The organism is Janthinobacterium sp. GW822-FHT07A03, assembly GCF_058798815.1.
Window position 1 is genome coordinate 691406 of the sequence record NZ_JBXAKW010000002.1, and the last position, 24195, is coordinate 715600.

21 protein-coding genes are annotated in these 24195 nt (G+C 64.2%); 10 read left to right on the forward strand and 11 right to left on the reverse strand.

The window, feature by feature from the left end; all coding sequences use genetic code 11:
• Nucleotides 1–151: 151 nt before the first annotated feature.
• On the forward strand, nt 152–694 hold the full coding sequence (locus tag AC1RJW_RS09200) for a DUF3016 domain-containing protein (protein ID WP_493044648.1): 543 nt from the start codon (nt 152–154) through the stop codon (nt 692–694).
• On the opposite strand, the gene AC1RJW_RS09205 is transcribed toward AC1RJW_RS09200, so the two are convergent.
• The 3 genes from AC1RJW_RS09205 to AC1RJW_RS09215 form a co-directional block, all read right to left on the reverse strand.
• On the reverse strand, nt 695–1480 hold the full coding sequence (locus AC1RJW_RS09205; protein WP_493044649.1) for a substrate-binding periplasmic protein: 786 nt from the start codon (nt 1478–1480) through the stop codon (nt 695–697).
• A gap of 74 nt (nt 1481–1554) precedes the next feature.
• The gene (locus tag AC1RJW_RS09210) at nt 1555–1998 is read right to left on the reverse strand and encodes a thioesterase family protein (protein ID WP_034753479.1); all 444 of its coding nucleotides are present in this window, start codon (nt 1996–1998) and stop codon (nt 1555–1557) included.
• A 144-nt stretch (nt 1999–2142) separates the two neighbouring features.
• Entirely contained in the window at nt 2143–3606 is a 1464-nt protein-coding gene (locus AC1RJW_RS09215; protein WP_493044650.1) for a PQQ-dependent sugar dehydrogenase, read from the reverse strand.
• Between the two features lie 277 nt (nt 3607–3883).
• On the opposite strand from AC1RJW_RS09215, the gene AC1RJW_RS09220 reads away from it, so the two are divergent.
• Nucleotides 3884–4990: an S-(hydroxymethyl)glutathione dehydrogenase/class III alcohol dehydrogenase gene (locus AC1RJW_RS09220; protein WP_493044651.1), complete on the forward strand. Its 1107-nt coding sequence runs from the start codon at nt 3884–3886 to the stop codon at nt 4988–4990.
• A 116-nt stretch (nt 4991–5106) separates the two neighbouring features.
• A complete protein-coding gene (locus AC1RJW_RS09225; RefSeq protein WP_493044652.1) occupies nt 5107–5340 on the forward strand; it encodes a hypothetical protein in 234 nt (77 codons plus the stop codon).
• A 12-nt stretch (nt 5341–5352) separates the two neighbouring features.
• Here the strand turns inward: AC1RJW_RS09225 and AC1RJW_RS09230 are convergent, their stop codons facing one another.
• Nucleotides 5353–6357, reverse strand: a complete 1005-nt coding sequence (locus tag AC1RJW_RS09230; RefSeq protein ID WP_493044653.1) for a GlxA family transcriptional regulator — start codon at nt 6355–6357, stop codon at nt 5353–5355.
• A 115-nt stretch (nt 6358–6472) separates the two neighbouring features.
• Here AC1RJW_RS09230 and AC1RJW_RS09235 point away from each other — a divergent pair, with 115 nt between their 5' ends.
• The 3 genes from AC1RJW_RS09235 to AC1RJW_RS09245 all read left to right on the forward strand — a co-directional run bounded on the left by AC1RJW_RS09235 (nt 6473) and on the right by AC1RJW_RS09245 (nt 10731).
• Nucleotides 6473–9385, forward strand: a complete 2913-nt coding sequence (locus AC1RJW_RS09235) for a DUF6701 domain-containing protein (protein WP_493044655.1) — start codon at nt 6473–6475, stop codon at nt 9383–9385.
• A 90-nt stretch (nt 9386–9475) separates the two neighbouring features.
• Nucleotides 9476–10174, forward strand: coding sequence for a dienelactone hydrolase family protein (locus AC1RJW_RS09240; protein ID WP_493044657.1), 699 nt, complete (start codon nt 9476–9478; stop codon nt 10172–10174).
• A 140-nt stretch (nt 10175–10314) separates the two neighbouring features.
• The gene (locus AC1RJW_RS09245) at nt 10315–10731 is read left to right on the forward strand and encodes an SRPBCC family protein (RefSeq protein ID WP_326458387.1); all 417 of its coding nucleotides are present in this window, start codon (nt 10315–10317) and stop codon (nt 10729–10731) included.
• Nucleotides 10732–10880: 149 nt separating this feature from the next.
• Here the strand turns inward: AC1RJW_RS09245 and AC1RJW_RS09250 are convergent, their stop codons facing one another.
• On the reverse strand, nt 10881–12497 hold the full coding sequence (locus AC1RJW_RS09250) for a M28 family peptidase (RefSeq protein ID WP_493044658.1): 1617 nt from the start codon (nt 12495–12497) through the stop codon (nt 10881–10883).
• 135 nt (nt 12498–12632) lie between these two features.
• On the opposite strand from AC1RJW_RS09250, the gene AC1RJW_RS09255 reads away from it, so the two are divergent.
• The 3 genes from AC1RJW_RS09255 to AC1RJW_RS09265 all read left to right on the forward strand — a co-directional run bounded on the left by AC1RJW_RS09255 (nt 12633) and on the right by AC1RJW_RS09265 (nt 17948).
• Nucleotides 12633–13514, forward strand: a complete 882-nt coding sequence (locus AC1RJW_RS09255; protein ID WP_493044659.1) for an alpha/beta fold hydrolase — start codon at nt 12633–12635, stop codon at nt 13512–13514.
• Nucleotides 13515–13714: 200 nt separating this feature from the next.
• Nucleotides 13715–15850 (forward strand): DEAD/DEAH box helicase, encoded by a 2136-nt coding sequence (locus tag AC1RJW_RS09260; protein WP_493044660.1) that lies wholly within the window; start codon nt 13715–13717, stop codon nt 15848–15850.
• Between the two features lie 442 nt (nt 15851–16292).
• Nucleotides 16293–17948 (forward strand): methyl-accepting chemotaxis protein, encoded by a 1656-nt coding sequence (locus tag AC1RJW_RS09265; protein WP_493044661.1) that lies wholly within the window; start codon nt 16293–16295, stop codon nt 17946–17948.
• 34 nt (nt 17949–17982) lie between these two features.
• Here AC1RJW_RS09265 and AC1RJW_RS09270 read toward each other — a convergent pair whose 3' ends face one another.
• Genes AC1RJW_RS09270 through AC1RJW_RS09290 form a run of 5 tightly spaced genes read right to left on the reverse strand, consistent with a single transcriptional unit; the run spans nt 17983 to nt 21434 of the window.
• The gene (locus tag AC1RJW_RS09270) at nt 17983–18291 is read right to left on the reverse strand and encodes a hypothetical protein (RefSeq protein WP_493044662.1); all 309 of its coding nucleotides are present in this window, start codon (nt 18289–18291) and stop codon (nt 17983–17985) included.
• Nucleotides 18288–19088, reverse strand: coding sequence for a hypothetical protein (locus AC1RJW_RS09275; protein ID WP_493044663.1), 801 nt, complete (start codon nt 19086–19088; stop codon nt 18288–18290). The genes AC1RJW_RS09270 and AC1RJW_RS09275 overlap by 4 nt, the downstream gene beginning before the upstream one ends.
• 49 nt (nt 19089–19137) lie before the next feature.
• Nucleotides 19138–19497: a nucleotide pyrophosphohydrolase gene (locus AC1RJW_RS09280; protein WP_493044664.1), complete on the reverse strand. Its 360-nt coding sequence runs from the start codon at nt 19495–19497 to the stop codon at nt 19138–19140.
• On the reverse strand, nt 19494–19955 hold the full coding sequence (locus AC1RJW_RS09285; protein WP_493044665.1) for a GNAT family N-acetyltransferase: 462 nt from the start codon (nt 19953–19955) through the stop codon (nt 19494–19496). The genes AC1RJW_RS09280 and AC1RJW_RS09285 overlap by 4 nt, the downstream gene beginning before the upstream one ends.
• A gap of 36 nt (nt 19956–19991) precedes the next feature.
• Nucleotides 19992–21434, reverse strand: coding sequence for a cytochrome P450 (locus tag AC1RJW_RS09290; RefSeq protein ID WP_493044666.1), 1443 nt, complete (start codon nt 21432–21434; stop codon nt 19992–19994).
• Nucleotides 21435–21547: 113 nt separating this feature from the next.
• On the opposite strand from AC1RJW_RS09290, the gene AC1RJW_RS09295 reads away from it, so the two are divergent.
• On the forward strand, nt 21548–22405 hold the full coding sequence (locus AC1RJW_RS09295) for a helix-turn-helix domain-containing protein (protein ID WP_493044667.1): 858 nt from the start codon (nt 21548–21550) through the stop codon (nt 22403–22405).
• Nucleotides 22406–22415: 10 nt separating this feature from the next.
• Here the strand turns inward: AC1RJW_RS09295 and ilvB are convergent, their stop codons facing one another.
• Nucleotides 22416–24161, reverse strand: coding sequence for a biosynthetic-type acetolactate synthase large subunit (ilvB, locus tag AC1RJW_RS09300; protein ID WP_493044668.1), 1746 nt, complete (start codon nt 24159–24161; stop codon nt 22416–22418).
• Nucleotides 24162–24195: the final 34 nt, after the last annotated feature.

Here is a 24195-nt window from a genome sequence, read left to right on the forward strand (position 1 = left end):
CGCACTTGCCGCCGCGCGTGCCGCCGCACTTGCCGCCGCGCGCAACGTATTGCGCTCCGGAAATTTTCACTTCGGGCTATAGTCAGGCAGGGCAGGCAGAGGCCGGCATGGCAGCTGCCGCCTGGCCGTGAACTTTCTGAAAGGAAGGCATATGCGTATTTCCAGGATGACGAAAACTTGGCTAGCCGCCCTGGCGCTGGCCGCGGGCAGCAGCGCCTGGGCCGGTGTCCAGGTAACGTTCGACAAACCCGACGACTATTCCGATGTGCCGTTCAGCTCGCGCGACCGGGAGCAGGTGCTGGCGGGCCTGGCGGATCACTTCAGCTGGCTGGGCAAGAGCTTGCCCCGCGGTCAGGAACTCCGGATCGCGATCACCGATGTCGATCTGGCGGGACGCGAAGACCCGGCGCGCCGCGGCGCCTTCGATGTGCGCGTGATGACGGGCCGTGCTGACTGGCCCCGCCTGCGCTTGCGCTATACGCTCGAGCAACATGGCAAAGTCATTGCCAGCGGCAACGCTTATCTGTCGGATATGTCTTATTTGCAACATATCAATCGTTATTCCAGCAACGATGCCTTGCGCTATGAAAAGCGCATGATCGACGAGTGGTTCAAGAATACCTTCGGCATCAAGCCGCAGGGCCGCAGCAGTCCCGTCATGACCTTGCAGCCGCGCGATGTGCAGCGCAGGTAATCAGCGCAGATAAGCCTCTTCGATGCGCGCCAGTTGGCCGTTTTGCCGCATGACAAGCAGGGCGGCATTCATCTTCTCGATGAAATCGGCCTTGTAGGCGGGCGTATTGCGCGCGCTGTAGGCGATGTAGGTGGCTTCGGACGACAGTTCCAGCACTTCGCGCAATTGAAAGCCGTAGCCGGCCAGTTCGCCTTGCAGCTGGCGCGCCGTGTGGCGTGCCGCGCCACGGTCGCTGGCGTAGCAATCGATGCGCCGCAGGGCCAGTTTCTTCAGGTTCGCTTCATTGCCCTTGGCCGCTTCCAGGCGCAGCAACCCTTGGCGCGCGGGCAGCATCAACTTTTCCGACAGCAGAAAACCCGTGTTGACGCCGATGGTCAGGCCGGCAAAGTCGCTCGGGAAGTGCGTGCGCGGCGTGCGCATGACGGCATCATGGCAAAACAGGACCACCGATTCGCGGTGCAGCATGGCCGAATACGGCTGCACGTATGGCCGTTCCGTCTTGCGTCCGGGCGGGAACAGGCCGAAGACCTGGCCTTTTTCCAGCGCGTCGAGCCCCCGTTTCCAGGGGCGCGGCTGCAGTTCCAGCCGGTACTCGGGCATCCGGCTGGCCGCCTGGCGCAGGATGTCGATGTACATGCCCTTGAAGGCGCCGTTTTCCACATAGCTGTACGGCGCATAGTCATCGTCGCCGTACAGGATGACGGTTTGCGGCGCGGCCAGGACGGGCGGCAACATGCCCAGCAGCGCCAGGGCCAGGCACAGTCTTGCCGTTATTGCTGATTGCATGCCGCTCCAGGCTTAATGTCTTCCTGATAAGCATACAGCATGGCGGCATGAGGACCCGTTTAATCGAGCCTTGCTCAATCGATCCAGTTTACCTGTGGAAACTTGCTGCCGAACTCTTCCGGCATGGGCACGACCTGGCTGCGCTTGTAGTTGAAGAAGACAAAGCCGGACTTGGCCATCGCGATCAGGGTGTTGTCGCGCGGGCGCGTGATGCGGAAGGTGATGTCGCCGCCATATTTATTGAAATCCATGACGCCCACTTCGAACAGCAGCTGGTCGCGCGCATGGGCTTCGGCGCGGTAGGTGGTGGCCAGGTCGGTGACGATGATGCCGGTGCCGTCCGCTTCGATGTCGCGCACGCCGTATTCGAACAGGAAGCGGGCGCGCGCCTCGGAAATCATGGAAATCATGGAATCGTTGCCGAGATGGTTGCCGGCGTTGATGTCCGTCGTGCGTACCGTCAGTTGCGAGGAATAGCAGTACTGGTCTTCAGGAAATTCAAGTTTCAAACGGGCCATGGTGTTCTCTTGGGCTGGTGCGCAGGGCGCGGCGGAAAAAACCCATTCTAGCCGGTTCCCCGCGCCCCGTCGAAAAACGGCCCCAGCCGCGTGCGTGGCTGCGCATCACTGGCGCACGCTTATTTACGTACCTTAGTTGCGCACTTATTTTCGTACAATCCGGTACACCTTGCCCGTGCCGCTCAGCATGTATAGCTCGTTTTGCGCATCCTGGCCGAACGACAGGATGTTGCCCACGTTGGTGATGCCCCAGTCTGTTACGGCGGACGCTGCACCGTTGCTGTAGCTGAAACTTTTCAGCCAGCCGCTGCAGTAGTCCGAATACAGGTATTGTCCCGCCAGTTCCGGCAAGGCCGTGCCCCGGTACACATAGCCGCCTGTGATCGAGCAGCCGCCGGCCGTATCGTGGCCGTATTCGATGGCGGGCAGCACCAGGCCCGCCTGGTTGCAGCTGGCACTGTTGTAGCAATGCGCTCCTTCCATGATGTTCCAGCCATAGTTGTTGCCCGCCTGGCCCACGGGACGCACGTCGACTTCCTCCCAGTTGGCCTGGCCCACGTCGGCGATGTACAGCAGCTGAGCCGGCACGTCGAAGGCGTAGCGCCAGGGGTTGCGCAAGCCGTAGGCCCAGATTTCGGCGCGCCCGCTTGCCGTGCCGGCAAACGGGTTGCCGGGCGGAATGGCGTACGGCTGGGCTACCGTGCTGGCGTTGACGTCCAGGCGCAGCAGCTTGCCCAGCAGCACATTCGTGTTTTGCGCATTGCCGGGCGGGTCGCCGCCACTGCCGCCGTCGCCCGTGCCCGCATACAGATAGCCATCCGACCCAAAGCTGAGCAGGCCGCCATAGTGGTTGCTGAACGTGGGATGCGGTATCGTAAGGATGGTCAGTGCGGACAGGGGATCGGCCACGTTGGCGTTGCCGGCCGACACTTGCCGGCGCTCGATGACGATATCGCCGGCCAGGTTGGTGTAGTAGATGAAAAAATAGCCATTGCTGGCGTACTGCGGATGGAAGGCCATCGACAGCAAGCCCCGTTCGCCGCTGGTGGTGGTGAGCGTGCTGATGTCGAGGAAGGGCGTGGCCAGCAGGTTGCCGTTCTGCACCGCGCGGATGCGGCCGGGGCGCTCAAGAATGAAAAGGCGGCTGTCGCCGGGCGGCGCCGTGAGGAAGATGGGGGCATCCAGTCCGCTGGCCACTTCCTGCAGGCGCAGGGCCAGCGGCGCGGCCGCCGCATACAGGACGCTGGCGCTGGCCGTGGCGCCCGCAGTGACTTGCACCTGCTGCGTGACGGGTGTGGGCGCCAGGGTTCCCGTGCCCTGCGCCACGCTGGCGGCATTGATGGCGTAGGCGCCGGGCGCCAGGCTGGTGAGCGTGGTGGTGGCCGTCAGCGTCTTGCTGTACGCCGCAGGCCCCGTGACCGTGACGGCACCTGCCACCCCGGCCGGCAAGCCGCCGATGCTGACCGTCAGGCTGCCCGTGGTCGCGCCGGGCATCGGGTGGTGATAGCCGCCGCCGCAGGCGGCAAGCAGGGCCAGGCAGCATGCCAGCAGCAGGGCCAGCCAGGACGGGGGCAAGCGGAAAGGGAATCGGGAAGAGAGATGGCGCATGTCAGTCTCCTGCGGGAATGACGCAACGGCTGCTCGACAAATAATGGGCTTGTGCCAAGAATGCGCGTCTTGGTGCCGGCAAGATTGAGCTGGCGCAAACGGACGTCGCACTGGCACCAGCATATGCCCGCGCCTGCCTTGTTTCCGTGCGCTGCTGCACGGTACGGCGCCTTCGGACAAATGCGCCGCGTTTTCAGACAAGCGCGGGGCCGCTTGCGCCGCCCCGCCCGCCAGCGCCCGATAATGGCGCATCTGAAACCGAGCAGGAAGACATCCCATGAAAACCAAAGCCGCGATTGCCTGGAAGGCGGGCGCTCCGCTGACCATCGAAGAAGTCGACCTGGCCGGCCCGCGCGCCGGCGAAGTGCTGGTCGAACTCAAAGCCACGGGCATTTGCCATACCGATTACTACACCTTGTCCGGCGCCGATCCGGAAGGCATCTTCCCTGCCATTCTCGGCCATGAAGGCGCCGGCGTCGTCGTCGACGTGGGCCCGGGCGTGACGACCCTGAAAAAGGACGACCACGTCATTCCGCTGTACACGCCGGAATGTCGCCAGTGCAAGTTCTGCCTGTCGCAAAAGACGAATTTGTGCCAGGCCATCCGCTCGACGCAGGGCCGCGGCCTGATGCCGGACGCGACCAGCCGCTTCTCGCTGAACGGCCAGCCGCTGTTCCATTACATGGGCACGTCCACCTTTTCCAATTACATCGTCGTGCCGGAAATCGCGCTCGCAAAAATCCGCGAAGACGCGCCGTTCGACAAGGTCTGCTACATCGGCTGCGGCGTGACGACGGGCGTGGGCGCCGTGTTGTTCTCCGCCAAGGTGGAAGCGGGCGCCAACGTGGCCGTGTTCGGGCTGGGCGGCATCGGCCTGAACGTGATCCAGGCAGCGAAAATGGTCGGCGCCGACAAGATCATCGGCATCGACATCAACCCGGCGCGCCAGGCCATCGCGCGCAAGTTCGGCATGACGCATTTTATCAATCCGAACGAGGTGGAAAACGTCGTCGACGCCATCGTGCAGCTGACGGACGGCGGCGCCGATTATTCGTTCGAATGCGTGGGCAACACCAACTTGATGCGCCAGGCGCTCGAGTGCACGCACAAGGGCTGGGGCAAGTCCTTCATCATCGGCGTGGCGGCGGCCGGCCAGGAAATTTCCACCCGTCCGTTCCAACTGGTGACGGGACGCGAATGGCGCGGTTCGGCTTTCGGCGGCGCGCGCGGCCGCACGGACGTGCCGAAGATCGTCGACTGGTACATGGAAGGCAAGCTCAATATCGACGATTTGATCACACACAGGCTGAAGCTTGATGAGATCAATCAAGGTTTCGACCTGATGAAGAGCGGCGAATCGATCCGTTCCGTCGTGTTGTACTAATCTTATCGGATGTACTCATTGCGCAACACTTGACGGACGGGGCAGGGCGGCAGGCTGTACTTCGCTGCCTGCCCCTGCTAGTGTGAAGACATCATGTCTTGCTTTGGGAGCCGTTCATGTTTGCCACTGCCTATCTCGCGACCTTGCGCCGCATGTTGCCCGTCTTCCTGGGCGCGGCCCTGTCTTCCCTGCTGGCCTTGTGGTGGAGCAATGCCGCCATCCTCGCCACGCCCGCCATCTGGCTGGCGCTGCTGGCCACGTATCTGCTGTGCGCACTGCTGTTTACGCCGCTGGCCCGGCAGAGCCGTCAACTGGCCACGCGCCACGTGCGTCACGGCAAGCTGCGCTGATTTTTCACCCAGCTAGCGCGCCGTGCTGGAAAAGCGTTCGCGGTAGTCGCGCGGCGTGATGGCGAGTTTCTTTTGAAACAGGCGCCGCAGCCTGTCCTCGCTATGCAGACCCGCCTGCACGGCCACCTGTTTTAAGGAAGACACATTGTCTTCCAGCAAACGGCGCGCCACTTCGAAGCGGGCCGTGTCAATGAATTCCGTGGGGCTGGTGCCCGTTTCGCGCTGGAAGACGCGCGTAAAATTGCGCTCGCTCATGGCCAGCCTGGCCGCCAGCAGCGGCACCGTGAGCTCTTCGGCAAGATGTTCCATGATCCAGCCCTGCAACTGGCGGATGGTCGGATGCGTCGTCATCTGGCTCGACAGGTGCACGGAAAACTGCGACTGGCCGCCGGGCCGCTTCAGGTACACGACCAGGTCGCGCGCCACTTCCAGCGCGATATCGCGGCTGAAATCGTCTTCCACCAGGGCCAGCGCCAGATCGATGCCGGCCGTCACGCCCGCCGACGTCCAGAATTTCCCTTCCCGCACGAAAATCGCATCCGCATTGACCTGTATCAAGGGATAGCGCTGGCGCAGGCTGTCCACGGCGCTCCAGTGCGTGGCCGCGCTCTTGCCGTCGAGCACGCCGGCCTCGGCCAGGAAGAAGCAGCCCGTGCACAGGGCCGCCAGGGTAGCGATGCGGGGCGCCGCCTCGGCCACCCAGGCGGCCAGGGCGGGGATGTCCTGCAAGACTTGCTCGACGTGGTGGCAACCGACGATGACGGCCAGGTCGGGCAGGCGGCTGGCATCGAGCGCCTTGCTCGCGTGCAGCGACATCAGGGTGTCCGACTCGACGGGGCCGATGGCCGTCGAGGCGATGCGCACGTCGTAACCGCCGGGCAGATTGCGCAGGCGCAAATGGGTGTTGGCGTAGTCAAACACTTTCATGGCGCCGATGGCTTCGAGCGCCTTGAAGCCGGGATAGACGATGATGTCGACGGTGCGCAGGGGGAATTCTTGGAGGCTTTGCTTGATCATGCGATATGCGCGAGGGTGACAAATACTGCCATAATGCAACAACAGCGAGGGCGTAGATTAGCATGGAATAAGCCACGCGCCCGCTGGTTTCCCATTCATCAGATTCCTGGATATCGTGCGTTTACTTCCCTTTTTTGCCACCCTGACACTATTGTTGTACTCAACTATTGCCCAGGCTGCCACGCTCAACTTCAATGGCGGCGCCGTCAGCGGCTGCGGCCTGAGCACGGATGGCTTGCAATACACGTGCGCCTCGCTGGCGCTGGGCTCTACCGACGTCATCATCATCGGCAGCGCGTATGGCGTGACGGTCAACAGTTCGCTGGCGATGAGCTATAACCAGGGCTTGACGATGAGCGGCAATGCCGCGCTGACGGTCAAGGGCAATCTCGATATCAAGGACATCAAACCGTCCAATCTGAAGGTGACGGGCGGCAGCCTGAGCGCCGAAGGCGGCACTTTCCTCATGGGCGCGCAGGAACAGGCCGTCACGGCGAACATCTCCGCCAGCACCATCAAGATGGGCTCGAACAACGTCACGGTGACGGGCAAGATCAGCGCCAAGGGCCCGGTGGAAATCGCCTCGGGGTCGGTCATCAACGGGCCGATCAGCGGCACCGTCGTCAATATCCTGGCTGCCAGTACCCGCATCCAGGGCGATATCACGGCCAGCGTGTCGCTGACCATCGGTTCCGGCAGCCAGGTGACGGGCGACCTGAAATCGCCGACGATCGACCTGAAGGCGTCCGGCCTGCTCGTCACCGGCGACGTGGAGGCGAGCAATTCCTTGTCGATCGCCTCCGGCAATGGCATCAAGGGCAATGTGGATGCCGGCGAGGTCACCCTCGACTCGTCCAACGCCTACATCACGGGCAACGCCAAGGTCGACCACATTACCCTGGGCTGGCAGGGCCGGGTGCAGCAAACCATCACCTGCAAGGCCTATACGCCATCGAATCCGTGCAGCTGCGTGACGAACAACAGCGGCTGGGCCTTCAATGAACCGATGGGGCCGAAATGCGGCCCGGCCATCCCGACCGGTCCCCACCACTTCCAGATCGACCATCCGGGCAATGCGCTGACGTGCGCGCCGCAGACGGTGACGGTGACGGCGTGCGCGGATGCAGCCTGCAGCGCCAGGTACACGGGCGGCGCGAACGTCACCGTCAGCCCCGGCGGCGTTGCCACGCCGATAGACAGCAGCGGCGTGGCGACGGCCAGCGTGCGCCAGTACACCGTCGGCACGGCCACCCTGAGCCTGACCAGCGTGCCCGGCGCCACGGACGCGCTGGTGTGCAAGCGCAGCTCGGACAACAGCAATAGCTGCAACATGGCATTCGCGGCGACGGGCTTGACGCTCACGCCCGTCAACCATATCTCGGGCACGCAGCCGTCGTTTGGCATCAGCGCCGTGCAGGCCAGCGGAGACCAGCAAGCCTGCGTGCCCCTGTTTGCGAATAAAAACAAGGACGTGACGCTCGCTTGCGGCTACAGCAATCCCGCCAGCGGCACTTTGCCCGTCTTTGTCAAAGGCACGGGTGGTTTCATCGCCCTGGCGGCGAACAACAGCAGTGCTTGCAGTGCCTTGGGGAAGAGCGTCAACCTGGCGTTCGATGACAAGGGCGTCGCCAAGGTCACCATGTCCTACGCGGATGTGGGAAAAGTGAATTTGAAAGCGACCTATACGGGGTCAAGCGCCAGCGGCGACACTGGCTTGAGCATGACGGGCAGCGCCGATGTCATCGTCGTGCCGGACGCGTTCAGCGTCGTTGCCATCGCGAACCCCCAGCGCGCAGGCGCGCCAGTGACGGTCAGCATGAGCGCGCTCAATAGCGCGGGCGCCGTGACGCCGAACTTCGGCAATGAAAAGCCGTCAGAAACTGCGCTGTCTACGCTGGCCAGCCTGGTAAAGCCGACGACGATCGAGATTAGCAAACCAGCCAAGCCGGACATTCAGGGTGGCGTGGTCTTCAAGAATGGCAGCGTTGCCAGCAGTGACTTGAGCTGGCCGGAAGTGGGAACGATCACCATCGCCTTCAAATTGGCCAATCCCAAGGGCTACCTGGAGGCCAACACTGCCGTGCCGACCTTGCCCAAGCCCTCACGCGTGAGCGAGGAGGTGCAGTTCATCCCGCACCACTTCATCACGGAGTTGATCAAGACCGGAGCTGCCGACAGCATCGCCACGCCGTGCGCCGCGCCGCTTACCTGCGCCGACGATGGGGAAAAAGGCCGCTACGCCTACTCGGGGCAGGCGATAGGCGTGCGGGTGACGGCGCGCGCGCTTGGGGAGACGACGACCCAAAATTATGACGAGCTCAATCCGAGCGTCCTGGCGCCCGTGCTGCTCGACGGCTGGGATGCGGCCACGGGCACGATTTCCTTTCCACCGAGCACTTCTGATGACAGCAGCCGGCTCACCGACGGCAAGAAGGCGCAAGCCACCATCACCGGCGTGGCGCCCGCGACATTCACCCTGGGCGTTGCCTCGCCCATGGTTGCCTACCGTTTTCCGGGCAAGGCAGGCGCGCCGGTGGCGCCCACCGGCGTGCGCTTGCGCGCCAGCAGCACGTATCCCGGCGGCATCGTCGTCAGCTCGACCTCCGCATTGATACAGAACGAGGCGCGGCTGACCGTGCTGTCGGGGCAATGGCAGGTTGCCCACGGTTATGGTTCCGAGTTGTTGCCCGTCAAGCTGGCCGTGCAAGTCCAGTATTGGAATGGCACGAAATGGGTGACGAATTTGCTCGACAGCATCAGCGCATTCAACAAGTCGGACGTGGTGCTGGCCAACTGCAAGAAACCGCTGGACTGCGCTGCACTGGCCGTGGATGACCGGACCTATACCGTCGCGCAAGGCGTGTTGCCGCAGTTCAATCGATTGACTGTGCTGGCGCCCGGAACCGGCAAGTCTGGCCGCGTGGACGTTTCCGTGGGCAATCATCCCTACCTGGGCAGCACGGTCGGCGTCGTCGTCTTTGGCATCCTCAGATCGGGCCCCGTGATTTACCTGCGCGAGATGTATTGAGGCAGGGCAAAAGCGGGCGCACGCAGGCAGCGTGAAAAACCAGTAACATGCCTGGCTGTGGCATTCCCCCAACCTCAGACTGGAGTTTCTATGAGCACAACTTCGCAGTGGATCGATATCGCCGGCCCGGACGGCAGCTTCCAGGCTTACCTGGCCGTGCCGCATGTGGGCAAGGGCCCCGCCATCGTCCTGTTGCAGGAAATTTTCGGCGTCAACGAGCACATCCGCGCCGTGGCCGACCAGTACGCAGCCGACGGCTACGTGGTGCTGGTGCCGGACCTGTTCTGGCGCGCCGGCGCGCACATCGAGCTGGGCTATGATGCGGACGGCTGGAAGCGCGCCGTCGAACTGATGCAGGCGACCGATAACGAGCATGCCTTGAGCGATATCAAGGCCACCGTCGCGGTCCTGCGCGCCCGTCCGGAAGTGACGGGCAAGCTGGCTTCGGTCGGCTATTGCTTCGGCGGCAGGCTATCGTTCCAGACGGCTGCGGCCGGCCTGGTCGACGCCGCCATCGCCTATTACGGCGGCGGCATCCAGAACAAGCTGGACCTGGCCGACAAGATCCAGGTGCCGCTGCTCATGCATTTCGGCGGCCAGGACAGCCATATTCCGCCGGAAGCCGTGCAAAAGATCGCCGAACGCTTCGAAGACCGGCAAGACGTGGAAATCCATATCTACCCGGGCGCCGAGCACGGTTTCAACTGCACCCACCGCGACAGCTACCAGCAGCGCGCCGCGGCCCACGCGCATGGCAATTCCCTGATTTTCTTGGCGGAAAATCTGTAAGACCGCCGCCTCAGGCTGGCCAGTTGTCATGGTTTGCTCAGCAGCAAAGCCGCATGGGCGCTAAAATAGCGGCTGTGCCGGGCAACTCCGGCCGGCCGGGCGCGGCGCCCGGCAAACCTGGATGAGGAACCGAATTAAAGATGGCCCAAGTAATTGTTTCTGTAACATTGGCGGCAAGCGCCGAACGCGTGTGGGATTTTATCGGCGGCTTCCAGTCGCTGGCTGAATGGTCGAGCTCCATCAAGACCAGCCTGTCCGAACACGGCGGCCGCGTGCGCCGCCTGAAAACCACGGACGGCGCCATCATCGCCGAACGCCTGCAAAGCTACAGCGAAGCGGACAAGAGCTACAGCTACACCATCGTCTCTGGCCCGATCCCCGTCAAGAACTACCGTTCCACCCTGCGCGTCACGGGCGAACCGGGCGGCGCTTCCTGCGTGGCGGAATGGTCGAGCGAGTTCGATGCGGCCGAAGGCGTGGAAGAGGTCATGGTGGGCGCGTTCCAGCACCTGTATGAAACGGCATTTGTCGACCTGAAACGCATCATGGCGATTTAGCGCGCCTGCCAAAAAGTCCATGGCATTGTTGCGTTGCCTAGCCGTACATGCGTACTGTCTTCGGCAACACGCCTAGCCCTGAACATTTTGTCCAGCGCGCATAAAAAAAACACCGGCCGAGGCCGGTGTTTTTTTTATGTGTGGAAGTTTTAGCGTTTCACCTTGCCAAACGCCTCGCCCTTGTTCCACACCGGCAAATTCTTGTCGTTCGCCACTTCGTAGCCCAGGTTCAAGGTGAACTGCGCCTGCTGCACCATGCCCGACAAGTCCCACGACGGGTGGTACTCATCCGTTACCTGATGGTAATCCTTTTTAAAGGCGACCAGGCGTTCGCTGGACGCCTTCGGCTCCTTGACGAAGTCGAACGAGCCGTCGCCGGAAAACACGGCCGAGCCCACGTTGAAGGCCGGCACGCCCGCCTTGGCGAAGGCAAAATGGTCGGCCCGGTAAAACGCGCCGGACAGGTCGGGGATCGTTGGCGCCAGGCGCAGGCCCATGCGCTTGGCCACCTTGGCGGCGCTCGCATACAGGCTGCTGCGCTCGGCGCCGGCCACGCCGATGTCGTGCGTCTTGCCGACGAAGTTCATGCTGTCGAGGTTCAGGTCGGCGGCGGTTTTCGCCAGCGGCCACAGGGGCTTGCGCGTATAGGCGGTGCTGCCCAGCATGCCAGTTTCCTCGCCGGCCGGCCACAGGAAGATCTGCGTGCGGCGCGCCGGCTGTTTCACGGCCACCTGTGCCATGGCCAGCAGGGCCGCCGCGCCCGAGGCGTTGTCGATGGCGCCGTTGTAGATGTGGTCGCTCTGTCCTGAGCGGGCGCTGCCTTCGTCATCCTTGCCCAGGTGGTCCCAGTGGGCCGAGTAAATGACGGCTTCGTCCTTCAGCTTCGGGTCCGTGCCCGGCACGATGCCGGCCACGTTGAATTGCTCGATGCTGCGGATCTGGCTGTTCAATGCCACCTTGACCGTCGCGTTCAGGGCCACGGGGCGGAAGTCGCGCGTTTCGGCCTGCGCGCGCAAGGCGTCCAGGTCTTGCCCGCCCGCCTGGAACAGGGCGCGCGCCGCGTCTTCCTGCAGCCAGCCTTCCATCGCATTGCCCGTGCCGGCCAGGTTGAAGCGCTCGTGGCCGAAGCCGTTGGCGGGCACCGACCATGGGTAAGAAGCGGACTCGGTCGTGTGGATCAGCAGCACGCCGGCGGCACCCTGGCGCAGCGCTTCCTCGTACTTGTAGACCCAGCGGCCGTAATACGTGAGGGACTTGCCGGCAAAGCGGTTCGGTTCGGCGGCGGTCGGCTGCGGGTCGTTGACCATCATGATGACGAGCTTGCCCTTCAGATCGGCGCCTTTGAAATCGTCCCAGTTTTCTTCGGGGGCGCGGATGCCGTAGCCGGCAAACACGACGGGCGCGTCGAATGCCACTGTCTGCTGGCCATTGGAAGCGCCAAAGACGATGTCCTTGCCGAAGGCGGGAGCAAGCGTCTTGCCGCCCGCGCTGAACGTCACCGTGCTCGATGGCAAGGCCTTGCTGCCGACGATGGTCAGCGCCTGGCGGTAGCTGCCATCCTGCAACGGTTGCAGGCCGGCTACGGCCGCCTGCGTTTCCAGGTAGCGCACGGCCAGGTCGCCGCCGCGCTGGCCCGTGCCGCGTCCTTCCAGCAAGTCGTCGGCCAGGAAGGACAGGTGGGCGCGCAAAGGCGCTTCGGCAACGAGCGGTTGGGCGAGGGCAGCCGTGCTGAACAGGCTGGCGGCGAGGACGAAAGGAAAGCGCATGACAACTCCAAAAGTGAATACGGGAAAGCAAAGCAGCGACAATCTTACTCTACCGCAATGCTCTGGCGTAGCGCGCGGCGCGCGCAAGCCGATTGCGGCCACAATGGCCGCTGGTCCACCGACAAGGAGCGTTCCATGACTAGCCCTGACTTGCATTCAAGCAATACCCTGCGTACCGCTGACGGTACCTTGATTTATTACAAGGACTGGGGCAGCGGCCCGCCCGTCGTCTTCAGCCACGGCTGGCCCCTGTCATCCGACGCCTGGGAAGACCAGATGTTTTATCTGGCCGCGCACGGCTACCGCGTCATCGCGCACGACCGGCGCGGCCATGGCCGTTCCAGCCAGCCCTTCGGCGGCAACGACATGGATACCTATGCCGACGACCTGGCCGCGCTGATCACGGCGCTGGACCTGACGGGCGCCACCCTGGTGGGCCACTCGACGGGCGGCGGCGAAGTGGCGCGCTACATCGGCCGCCACGGCACGCAGCGCCTGGTGGGCGCCGTGCTGGTGGGCGCCGTGCCGCCGCTGATGCTGCAGACGGCCGACAACCCGCTGGGCCTGCCGCTCTCCGTTTTTGATGCCATCCGCGCGGGCGTGCAGGCCGACCGCAGCCAATTCTTCCGCGACTTGAGCGAGGCCTTCTATGGCTACAACCGGCCCGATGCGAAGCCGTCGCAGGGCGTGGGCGAGCATTTCTGGCTGCAGGGCATGCAGGCGGGCATGCCGGCGTCCTATTTGTGCATCAAGCAATTTTCCGAAACGGATTTCACCAGCGACCTGGCCAAATTCGACGTGCCGACCCTGGTGATCCATGGCGACGACGACCAGATCGTGCCCATCGCCGCCTCGGCGCGGCGCACGGCTGAGCTCATCATCGGCAGCAAATTGCTCGTGTACGCGGGCGCGCCGCACGGCCTGGCGACGACGCACAAGGACCGCCTGAACGAGGACTTGCTGGAGTTCTTGCGCCACTCGGTCGATGCGGCAAGCAATATCGGGGCGCATCTGTAAAATAGCCGAATCTATTGCAAAACGCATAATATTGCTTGGTTTTTGCACCAATTGCGTGCGGATCGCCGATTTTTCTGCGTTTTAGAATGCAAAAAATGGCGTTCTGCCGCCTCGTTCCACCCGGTAAGGTCCAGTAAAGAGTAAACTAGCAGATACACTCTTTCGCATTGGGCGATTCGAGCGAACTTGTGAGTGATTTCATGTCTGATACACCAATTTCCTTATTTTCCGACCTTAACCTGAGCGAGCCGCTGATTCGCGCGCTCAAGGATGTCGGTTACGAAACACCGTCGCCTATCCAGGCGGCCACGATTCCATTATTGCTCGCCAACCGCGACGTGCTGGGCCAGGCGCAAACGGGCACGGGTAAGACCGCCGCCTTCGCCTTGCCGATCCTGTCGCGCATCGATCTGAAACAAAGCTCACCCCAAGCCCTGGTCCTGGCACCGACGCGCGAACTGGCCATCCAGGTCGCCGAAGCGTTCCAGGTGTACGCCGCCCACATTCCCGGCTTCCACGTGCTGCCGATCTACGGCGGCCAAAGCTACGGCCCGCAGCTGTCGGCCCTGCGCCGCGGCGTGCACGTCATCGTCGGCACCCCGGGCCGCGTCATCGATCACCTGGACAAGGGTTCGCTCGACCTGTCCAAGCTGAAAACCCTGGTGCTGGACGAAGCCGATGAAATGCTGCGCATGGGCTTTATCGACGACGTCGAACGTATCTTGAAAGAAACCCCGGAAGGCCATCAAACGGCCCTGTTCTCGGCCACCATGCCTTCCGTCATCAAGCGCATCGCCACCACCTACCTGGTGAACCCGGCCGAAGTGACGGTCGCCGCCAAGACGGGCACGGCCGACAACATCCGCCAGCGCTACTGGCTCGTGTCGGGCATGCACAAGCTCGACGCGCTGACGCGCATCCTGGAAGCGGAAGCGTTTGACGGCATGATCATCTTCGCCCGCACCAAGCTGGGCACGGAAGAGCTGGCCAGCAAGCTGCAAGCCCGCGGCTTCTCGGCCGCCGCCATCAATGGCGACATCCAGCAAGCCCAGCGCGAGCGCACGATCCAGCAGTTGAAAGACGGCAAGATCGACATTTTGGTCGCAACCGACGTGGCCGCCCGCGGCCTGGACGTCGAGCGCATCAGCCACGTCGTCAACTACGACGTGCCGCACGATCCGGAAAGCTATACCCACCGCATCGGCCGCACGGGCCGCGCCGGCCGCAGCGGCGAAGCGATCCTGTTCATCACCCCGCGTGAAAAGAACTTGCTGAAAGCTATCGAACGCTCGACCCGCCAGCCGATCGGCATGCTGGAACTGCCAACGATCCAGGCCGTCAACGACGTGCGCATCGCCAAGTTCAAGGAACAGATCAGCGAAACCCTGGCTTTGGGCGAACTGGAGCAGTTCCAGTCGCTGATCGAGGATTTCGAACGCGAACAGAACATTCCCGCCATCGAAATCGCCGCCGCCCTGGCGAAGATGGCGCGTGGCAATGTGCCGTTGTTGCTGGACAAGAACAAGGCGCGCGAGCAAGCCACGTGGCAAGACGACCGTCCTGTGCGCCAGGACCGTTTTGAGCGCAACGACCGTCCGGAACGGGGCGACCGCTTCGAGCGCAGCGACCGTGGCGAACGCCCGGCCTTCCCGAAAAAGGAACGCATCCAGCGTCCAGCCGACGCCGGCATGCAGACTTTCCGTATTGAGGTAGGTCATCAACATGGCGTAAAACCGGGCAATATCGTGGGCGCCATCGCCAACGAAGCGGGCATCGATTCGAAAAACATCGGCCGCATCGAAATCTATGACGACTACAGCGTCCTGGACTTGCCAGACAGCATGCCGAAAGAATTGCTGGACCAGCTGAAAACCGTGTGGGTCGCGGGCCAGCAGCTGCGCATCAGCCGCGACGGCGACGCGCCGGACCTGGCGCCGCCAGCCGCGCCGCGCAAGCCGTTCGCCGCCAAGTCCGCGCCAGCGGATGCGGGCGAGGCAGCACCTGCGCCGCGCGCGCCGAAGAAGGAACGTCCACGCCCGGGCGTGACGGCTTACCGCATCGAAGTGGGCCGTGAGCACGCCGTGACGCCAAGCAACATCGTCGGCGCCATCGCCAACGAAGCGAACCTGGAAGCCAAGCATATCGGCCGCATCGATATCTTTGACAACTACAGTGTGCTGGACTTGCCGGAAGGCATGCCGCCGGAAATCCTCGACCACCTGAAATCGGTCGTGGTGTCGGGCCAGAAACTGCGCATCAGCCTCGATGACGGCACGACGGAGCGCAAGCCTGCGCCACCGCGTCCGAAATCGCCGCCGCGCAAGACCTACAAGTAATCGGTCCCCACAGGCGCCTCTCCGGCGCCTGTGTCGCGGATTGGAGACAGTTCCCCCACTGGCGCGTTCGCGCCAGTTTTTATTTTCCCTCAAGAAATGATTGTGATTGCCGCATTATGCTTGCCGGCAGGCCCCGCCATGGGCCGGCGCTTATTGCGGCGCTTGCGCATTTTTTTTATCGGCGCAAGCACCGTCTTTATTGCCTGCCGCATCGATACATAATTTTTTATTAATTATTGTATCTGCGCGCAATTTAAATTTTGTATTTCAATAAAATCAATCAAGTTGAGTCAAAGTAAATTCTAAAACATAAATGAATTGATTTTTATTAAATTGTTTGACCAGTGTCACTGTCGCCGAGGCGATATATCATGGGTGCTTGATGTGGTATATTGTTTTTATGTTTTTGTTATGCTAGTTGAAAAAAAATAGAGGAGCGACGATGCGGGTCAATACGCCTATCACGCAAAATGAATACGTATTAAATGAAGGCATGACGATTGTTTCCACCACGGATTTACAGGGAAACATCAATTACGCCAATCAGTATTTCATTGAGGTCAGCGGTTTTTCAGAAATAGAACTGCTGGGTGCGCCACAGAATATCCTTCGGCATCCCGATATGCCGGCCGAAGCGTTTGCCGACCTGTGGGACACCATCAAGACGGGCATGCCGTGGACCGGCATGGTCAAGAACCGCTGCAAGAATGGCGATTTTTATTGGGTCTTCGCCAATATCACGCCCGTCATCGAAAACGGCCGCCCGATCGGCTATATGTCCGTGCGCACCAAGCCCACGCGCGAGCAGATCAACGAAGCGGCGGCCCTGTATAAAAGTTTCAAGGACGGCAATAGCGCCAACCTGGCGATCCGCAATGGCCGCGTCGTGCGCCAGGGCTGGGCCGCCAAGCTGGCCGAGTGGCGCAAGCTGACCCTGTCGCAAGACCTGGCCCTGCATTGCATCGTCTTTGGCGTGGTGCTGGCCATCCTCGGCTGCGCCGTGTGGAATATCGACGGCGACACGAGCACGGCCACGCGCAGCTGGCTCAGCGGCGCTGCCGCCGCCGCCGTGGCGCTGATGCTGTATTTCTGGGCCCATCTGCACAATTCCCTCGTCGCGCCGCTGGGCGACGCCATCACGGTGGCGCGCAAGATGGCCGGCGGCGACTTGACGGGCGTCATCGACAAGGTGCGCGACGATGACATGGGTCAATTGATGGCGGCCTTGCGCCAGACCAACATCAACTTGCACAGCATCATCGGCGACGTGCGCGCCAACTTCGAGGATATCCGCATCACCACGGCGGAAATTGCCACGGGGAATATGGACTTGTCCAGCCGCACGGAGTCGCAGGCCTCCAGCCTGGAACAGACGGCGGCCAGCATGGAAGAGCTGACGTCCACCGTGCAAAACAGCGCAGACCACGTGGCCACGGCCAACGACCTGGCGGCGCAGGCCTCCACCGTCGCGGCCAAGGGCGGCACCATTGTCAGCGAAGTGGTCACCACGATGGACGAGATCAGCACCTCGTCGCGCAAGATTCTCGACATCATCGGCCTGATCGACGGCATCGCCTTCCAGACGAACATCCTCGCCTTGAACGCAGCGGTGGAAGCGGCGCGCGCGGGCGAGCACGGCCGCGGCTTTGCCGTCGTGGCGGGCGAAGTACGCAGCCTGGCGCAGCGCTCGGCCACCGCGGCGAAAGAGGTCAAGAATCTGATCGACCATTCGATCGCCACCGTGAATGCGGGCAGCGTGCTGACCAGCAATGCGGGCGCCACCATGACGGAAGTGATCGCCTCGGTAGCCCGCGTGACGGAAGTGATGGACGAGATTTCCTCGACCACGCGCGAGCAGAACCAGGGCATCGGCCAGGTCAACCAGGCCGTCATCCACATGGATGGCATCACGCAGCAGAATGCGGCCCTGGTCGAGCAGGCCGCCGCCGCCGCCACTAGCCTGGCGCAACGCACGGAGAGCGTGGCCCAGTCGATCGGCATCTTCAAATTGAAGGCCTCGCCCAAGCGCAAGGCTGCCGGCGTGGGGCGTAGCGTGGGCGCTGGCGTCGCGTCGCGGGCCTTGCTGAAGGCACGCTAAGACGATCATCCCGCCAGCGCACCGTTGGCGGGATTTACTTCCGTACCCGATACACTTCCCCGCTGCGCACCTTCTGCACCACCCCATCCCCGCCAAACAAGATCACATATTCGCCCGGCGCGCCCGAGGCGGCCGGGTAGCTGTACATCCACACTTCCTTGCCGCTGTCGAAACGGATGGCCGTGCTGTCGCCCAGCGCGGCGCGCACCTGCTCGCGCGTGCTGCTGCCCACGTGCACCACCTGTTCCAGGGTGGCGTAAGGCACATTCTTGCTTGCCTGCAAGGCGCGCGTGCCGGAACAGGCGGCCAGCAATGCCAGCACGGGAAATACCAGCCACTTCATGGCGCCACCTCGTCCATATAGTCAAATTCCAGCAGGGTATCGTCGGGCCAGCTGGCATCCCACAGGGGCGCGTAATACGTGCGGTCAAGCAAGACCTGGCAATCGCAATAGGGCAGCGAGGCGGGCGTTTGCTCGCCGCCCGCATACAGCATGGTGAACGGCAGCTCCAGGCGGCGTTCGCCATGCACGAGGGTCACGCCGAACAGGGGCCGCTCCGTAAAGAACAGATAATTGCCGTCCGGCTGCGAGCAGACCTTGTCGGTGCTGTAGAGCATGCTGGACAGCCAGGCGATGATTTGCGGGTCGTTCGAGATCAGGCCGGAATCCATGCCGGCGCGGCATTCCAGGCGCAAGTCGCCCAGGCGCCGCGTGCCGGGCGGCAAGCCCGGCGTGATCACCTGCGCGCGCCAGCTCATGGTGGAAGCCCTGCGGTTGGCGAGCAGCACGGCGTCTTCGCGCGCCGCTTGCGCGTTGCGCACGGGGGCAAAGCTGTTGTCCTCGGCCAGCGGTAACGGGATGCTGACGGTGTCGCCGGCGATGCGCAGCTGCACGCCCGTCATGTCCACGCCGGGCTGGCGCGGCAGCAGACGAAAGCGCAGCACGGCCTGCGGCGCCAGCGCATGGTCGCGCTCGAAGCGGTCCACGCCCTGCAGCATCTTGCGATACGATTTATCGACGGGGTCGCGCGTGGCGTCCACTTTCACTTGCGGCACGGGCGCGGTTTGCGCCAGCGCAACAGCGCTGGAGAGTAGACCAGCGAGCAAGCCAGCAAGCAGCAGGGAGAGAGGAATGCGCATGTCCTTATGCTACGCTTTTTTACGCAGCAGTCACGCACGGGTGGGTATATCAGTACTCGCTATATTTGCGCGCGTCGCCACGTACCTGCTGCGCCGGGTATTTCTGCGCGTTCAGTGCCATCTTTTCCAGCACGGCCGCGTGCAGGTCGACGCCGCTCTTGTCGGCCAGGCGCACCAAATACATCAGCACGTCGGCCAGCTCGTGGCGGATGCCCGTGCGTTTCGCCTCGTCCAGTTCGCTATCTGCCCCCGTGGGCAGCCACTGGTAGTGCTCGGCCAGTTCCGCCACTTCCACGGACAGGGCCATGGCCAGGTTTTTCGGCGTGTGGAACTGGTCCCAGTCGCGCTCGTCGGCAAAGGCGCGCAGGCGCGCGCGGATGTCGAGCAAGCTGTCGGCGGGCGCGCTCATGCGGCCGCCTGCAGCGGTTTTTCCATGAAGACACTGAATGGATCGTCGGGATAGCCGCCGTACGGCCCGCGCCGCTGGTAGCCGTGGCGCGCGTACAGGGCGATGGCTTCCGGCTGGTGGATGCCCGTCTCCAGGGTCAGCAAGCGGCAGCCGCGCGCCAGCGCCTGTTCTTCCAGCAGGGCCAGCAGGCGCTTGGCCAGGCCCAGGCCGCGGCTGTCCGGGTGCACATACATGCGCTTGACCTCGCCGAAATCGGGCGTGACGACGATGGCGCCGCAGGCCCGCGCCGTGCCCGCCGCATCGCGGGCGACGGCAAACAGCAGGGTGTCCGGCGGCAACGATGCCAGGTCCAGCGAGTAGACGCACTCGGCCGGATACAGCGTTTGTTGATATGCATCAAGCTCGGCGATCAGGGTTTGCACATCCGCTTGCTGCGGCGATTCCAGGTGAATTTGCATGGGGGAAAGCACGTTGACTGAGATTCCCCCATGGTATCACTGCGGCCGCGCCAGGCGCATGGTCAGGCCGATGGGCGACATCACAAACCCCATCAGTTCCTGCGCTGCACCGCCATCGGGCGTGTCGACGCCGGCGATGTCGAAGCTGCCCAGCAGCATGGCCATGGCGATCTTGATTTCCAACAAGGCCAGGTAGCGGCCCGGACACGTGCGCAAGCCGGCGCCGAAGGGCATCGAAGCGCGCTTGTTGTTGGCCTCGCCGCTGTCGGCCAGCCAGCGTTCGGGCTGGAAGGCCTGCGGGTCGGGAAAGTGCGCCTCGGACACGGTGTCGTGGCGCATCACGCACCAGACGAGGGTGCCGGCCGGCACGGCAATATCGCCGATGACCGTGTCGCGCAGCGCCTCGACGGGCAGGAAGGGCGCCACCGGTTTCAAGCGCATGGCTTCGCTGGCGCAGGCGCCCAGGTAATCGAGGCTATCCATCTGCTCGATCGTGAAATGGGCCGCGTCGGGCGCCAGGCGCCGCACTTCCTCGCGCGCCCGCGCCAGGCATGCCGGATGGCGTTGCAGCAAGTAAATTATCCAGGACACCGTGTTGGCCGTCGTATCCTCGCCCGCCAGCAGCATGGTCAGCACATTGCCGGCCACGTTGCGGTCCGTCACGCCGCTGTCTTCCAGGTCGGCGGCGGCGATCATGGCTTCGAGCAGGTTGGGCGGTCGCGCGCGGCGCGCCGGGTCGTGCGCCATGCGCGCGCGCGCCTGCTGCACCAGGCCGGCAACGGCGGCGGAGAGGGCCGCCACGTCGCGGTCCAGGCGGCGGTCGATGGGCAGCTTGAAGTAGCGCCAGTACGGGAACATGGACAGGCTGCGCCGCGCCACGGCGGGCAGGATGTCGTCCATGTGGCGCTGGATCACGTCTTCGCCCGATTCGAGCGTGTTGACTTCCGTGCCGAAGGCCAGGCCGGCGATGATGTCGACCGTGTAGCGTTTCAGGTCGCCATCGAGGTCGATCGCCTGGCCTTGCGTGGCGGCAATATGCCAGCGCCGCTGCAGGCGCTGCGCCACCGTCACCAGCGCGGGGAAATAGGCCTTGATGGCACCGGGCGCCATGCCGGCCATCACCATGCGGCGCTGGTTGCGCCACTCCGTGCCTTCGGCCAGGAACAGGCCGGGAATGCCGCCCATTTCCTCGGACACGACGGAGCTGCTCAGGGGACGGCGAAAGCCGTCGGGCCGGTCGCGCAGCACGGCGCCGACGGCCTCGCTGTCGGCCACCACCAGCACCAGAGTGCGGCCGAACCAGGCGCGCATGAAGGGGCCGTAGCGCTGCACCCACTGTTCCACGTCGCGGTGGATGCGCGTGAGCTTGAGCTGCAGGCTGTTGCCGACGATGGGCAGGGCGAAGGGCCCCGGCAGGTGGCGGATCTGGCGCATGGGCGTGGCGACGGCGGGGGCGGCAGCATGGTCGAGCGGGGGCATGGCGGACTCCTGGTGGATGGCGACAATGACATCACTGTAGCGCGCTTGCGCGCCCGCGTCTTGAACGAATACGACATCGTGCGGCGCCCGGCTTTGCCGGTACAATCGTCGCCATGCCTGCCGCCCATCTGCCCCTGACCCGTTTGATCGCACCGCGCGCCGCGCTCGCTTCCTGCGTGCGCGCCATGCTCGTGCGCGACACCACGGGCTGCGCGCCCCTGCCGCCGGCCCAGCGCCTGAACCGCTTTCCCGCCGCGCCCATGTGCAGCATCGTCTGGACCGTCGCCGGCCACGTGGAAGCGGCCGCGCCGGGCCTGTCGCTGCCGGACGTGCGCATGCCGCCCGCGCTGTTCGGCGGCCCCCGTTCGTATCCGCTGGTCAGCTACAATCCCGGCCCCGTGCATTCGTTCATCGTGATGTTTTATCCGGCCGCCCTGCATGCGCTGACGGGCATCTCGATGGATGCCTTGCTGGACCAGTTCCGCCCCCTGGGCGCGCTGTTCGATGCCGACTGGCTGGCCCTGTCCGACGCCGTGCTGGCAGCGCCGGACGACGAGGCCCGCGTCAGGCTGGTGGAGGATTTTCTGGCGCCGCGCTGGCAGCTGGCGCGCAAGAGCGGCGACCATCCGGCCGGCGCCATCCAGGACTGGGTGCGCCGGCTGGGCGTGCAGGCCGCATCGACGGGCCTGGCCAGCAGCGCGCGCAACATCGAGCGCCGCATCAAGGCCTGGGCCGGCCAGCCCATGCGCACCTTGCGCCGCATGCGCCGCGCGGAGCAGCTGTTCCTCGACGAGCGCGGCGCCATCCTGCAGGGCACGGCGTCATGGTCCGACGTCGCCGCCAGCGGCGGTTACGCCGACCAGGCGCATTTCTGCCGCGAGACGCGCGAAATCACAGGGCTGAGCCCCACCGAGCTGGCGCGCGCCATGCGCGACGATGAAAGCTACTGGATATACAGAGTGTGGAGTTGAACCGGATTTGTTACCCGGTGTAGACCACGCCTTTGCGCAAGGTCACTTCATGGTGCCCCGCGCCGGGCGCCATCATGGGGAAGCAGTTTTCCGCGCCGTGCACGCGCACGTCGAGGAAGTACGGGCCTTCGGACGCCAGGCAGTCGGCCAATGCAGCGTCGAGTTCCTCGCGCCGGCTGACCGTGTGCGCCTGCCAGCCGAACGCGCGCGCCAGGGCGACGAAGTCGGGCAGCGCTTCCGTGTAGCTGTGGCTGTAGCGCCCGCCGTGTATCAGTTCCTGCCACTGGCGCACCATGCCCATGTAGCCATTGTTCGACAGCACCACTTTCACGGGCAGGCGGTGCTGCACGGCCGTGGCCAGTTCCTGGATATTCATCAGGATCGAGGCGTCGCCGCTCACGCACACCACGCAGGCATCCGGGTGGGCGATCTGCGCGCCGATGGCGGCCGGCAAGCCATAACCCATGGTGCCGGCGCCGCCCGACGTCAGCCAGCGGCGCGGCTGCTCGAAACGCAGATGCTGCGCCGCCCACATCTGGTGCTGGCCCACGTCGGTGGAAACGATGGCGTCGCCGCCATCCATGCTGTCGAGCGCCGCCTGCAGCCGCCGCATCAGCGCCTGCGGCGCGATGACGCCGGGCGTGTCGTCGAACGCCAGGCTGTCTTGTGCGCGCCAGCCGTCGATGCGCTGCCACCACGGCTGGCGGTCCGCCAGCAATCGCCCGCGCAGCTGCGCCAGCAGGGCCGCGAGCACGGGCGCGCAATCGCCGCGCAGGGCCACGTCGGCGCGCACCACCTTGCCGATCGACGCCGGGTCGATATCGACGTGGATGACCTTTGCGCCAGGACAAAAGGCATCGAGACGTCCCGTCACCCGGTCGTCGAAGCGGGCGCCGACGCAAACGATCAGATCCGCATGGTGCATGGCCAGGTTCGCTTCCAGGGTGCCGTGCATGCCCAGCATGCCGAGGAAGGCCGGATGCGAGGCGGGAAAGGCGCCCAGGCCCAGCAGGGTTAATGTACAGGGCGCGGCCGCCAGTTTCACCAGCTGGCCAAAGGCGGCGCAGGCGGCGGGACCGGAGTTGACGAGGCCGCCGCCGCCATAGAACACGGGCTGGCGCGCGGAGGAGATCAGGCTGGCGGCCCGTTCGAGATCGGAAGCTGCCGGCATCGGCACCGGGGCCGGCGTGGCAGGGGCCTGCACCGTCGTTTCCTGCACCGGCGCCAGTTGCAGATCCTTGGGGAAATCGACCAGCACGGGGCCGGGCCGGCCCTGCGTGGCTTGCGCGTATGCTTCGCGCACGACGGCCGCCGTTTCGTCGGCCGTGCGGATTTGCCGGTTCCACTTGGTGACGGGGCGCGAAATGCCCAGCGCGTCGCATTCCTGGAAGGCGCTGGTACCGATGCTGGTGGTGGCCACCTGGCCGCTGATGCAGATGACGGGGATCGAATCGCACAGGGCGTCGAGCAAGCCCGTGGTGGTATTGCTCATGCCGGGGCCGGACGTGACGAAGACGACGCCGGGCCGGCCCGTGCTGCGCGCATAGCCTTCGGCCGCGTGCACGGCCGCCTGTTCGTGGCGCACCAGCACGTGGCGCAGCCGGGGCTGGGCGTGCAGCGCGTCGTACAGGGGCAGCACGGCGCCGCCCGGATAGCCGAAGACGGTGTCGACGCCCAGCGCCAGCAGGGTGTCGATCAGGGTGCTGGCGCCGTTATGGGAGGCGCGCGCGAGGAGGGGAGAGGGATCGGGTTTCATGGCCTTATTTTCTGCCTGATGCGGCAGAAAAGGC

What these genes read in the sequence shown, in the direction of transcription:
- AC1RJW_RS09200 (WP_493044648.1), top strand. Translation starts at nt 152, where the DNA reads ATGCGTATTTCCAGGATGACGAAAACTTGGCTAGCCGCCCTGGCGCTG.
- AC1RJW_RS09205 (WP_493044649.1), bottom strand. Translation starts at nt 1,480, where the DNA reads ATGCAATCAGCAATAACGGCAAGACTGTGCCTGGCCCTGGCGCTGCTG.
- AC1RJW_RS09210 (WP_034753479.1), bottom strand. Translation starts at nt 1,998, where the DNA reads ATGGCCCGTTTGAAACTTGAATTTCCTGAAGACCAGTACTGCTATTCC.
- AC1RJW_RS09215 (WP_493044650.1), bottom strand. Translation starts at nt 3,606, where the DNA reads ATGCGCCATCTCTCTTCCCGATTCCCTTTCCGCTTGCCCCCGTCCTGG.
- AC1RJW_RS09220 (WP_493044651.1), top strand. Translation starts at nt 3,884, where the DNA reads ATGAAAACCAAAGCCGCGATTGCCTGGAAGGCGGGCGCTCCGCTGACC.
- AC1RJW_RS09225 (WP_493044652.1), top strand. Translation starts at nt 5,107, where the DNA reads ATGTTTGCCACTGCCTATCTCGCGACCTTGCGCCGCATGTTGCCCGTC.
- AC1RJW_RS09230 (WP_493044653.1), bottom strand. Translation starts at nt 6,357, where the DNA reads ATGATCAAGCAAAGCCTCCAAGAATTCCCCCTGCGCACCGTCGACATC.
- AC1RJW_RS09240 (WP_493044657.1), top strand. Translation starts at nt 9,476, where the DNA reads ATGAGCACAACTTCGCAGTGGATCGATATCGCCGGCCCGGACGGCAGC.
- AC1RJW_RS09245 (WP_326458387.1), top strand. Translation starts at nt 10,315, where the DNA reads ATGGCCCAAGTAATTGTTTCTGTAACATTGGCGGCAAGCGCCGAACGC.
- AC1RJW_RS09250 (WP_493044658.1), bottom strand. Translation starts at nt 12,497, where the DNA reads ATGCGCTTTCCTTTCGTCCTCGCCGCCAGCCTGTTCAGCACGGCTGCC.
- AC1RJW_RS09255 (WP_493044659.1), top strand. Translation starts at nt 12,633, where the DNA reads ATGACTAGCCCTGACTTGCATTCAAGCAATACCCTGCGTACCGCTGAC.
- AC1RJW_RS09260 (WP_493044660.1), top strand. Translation starts at nt 13,715, where the DNA reads ATGTCTGATACACCAATTTCCTTATTTTCCGACCTTAACCTGAGCGAG.
- AC1RJW_RS09265 (WP_493044661.1), top strand. Translation starts at nt 16,293, where the DNA reads ATGCGGGTCAATACGCCTATCACGCAAAATGAATACGTATTAAATGAA.
- AC1RJW_RS09270 (WP_493044662.1), bottom strand. Translation starts at nt 18,291, where the DNA reads ATGAAGTGGCTGGTATTTCCCGTGCTGGCATTGCTGGCCGCCTGTTCC.
- AC1RJW_RS09275 (WP_493044663.1), bottom strand. Translation starts at nt 19,088, where the DNA reads ATGCGCATTCCTCTCTCCCTGCTGCTTGCTGGCTTGCTCGCTGGTCTA.
- AC1RJW_RS09280 (WP_493044664.1), bottom strand. Translation starts at nt 19,497, where the DNA reads ATGAGCGCGCCCGCCGACAGCTTGCTCGACATCCGCGCGCGCCTGCGC.
- AC1RJW_RS09285 (WP_493044665.1), bottom strand. Translation starts at nt 19,955, where the DNA reads ATGCAAATTCACCTGGAATCGCCGCAGCAAGCGGATGTGCAAACCCTG.
- AC1RJW_RS09290 (WP_493044666.1), bottom strand. Translation starts at nt 21,434, where the DNA reads ATGCCCCCGCTCGACCATGCTGCCGCCCCCGCCGTCGCCACGCCCATG.
- AC1RJW_RS09295 (WP_493044667.1), top strand. Translation starts at nt 21,548, where the DNA reads ATGCCTGCCGCCCATCTGCCCCTGACCCGTTTGATCGCACCGCGCGCC.
- ilvB (WP_493044668.1), bottom strand. Translation starts at nt 24,161, where the DNA reads ATGAAACCCGATCCCTCTCCCCTCCTCGCGCGCGCCTCCCATAACGGC.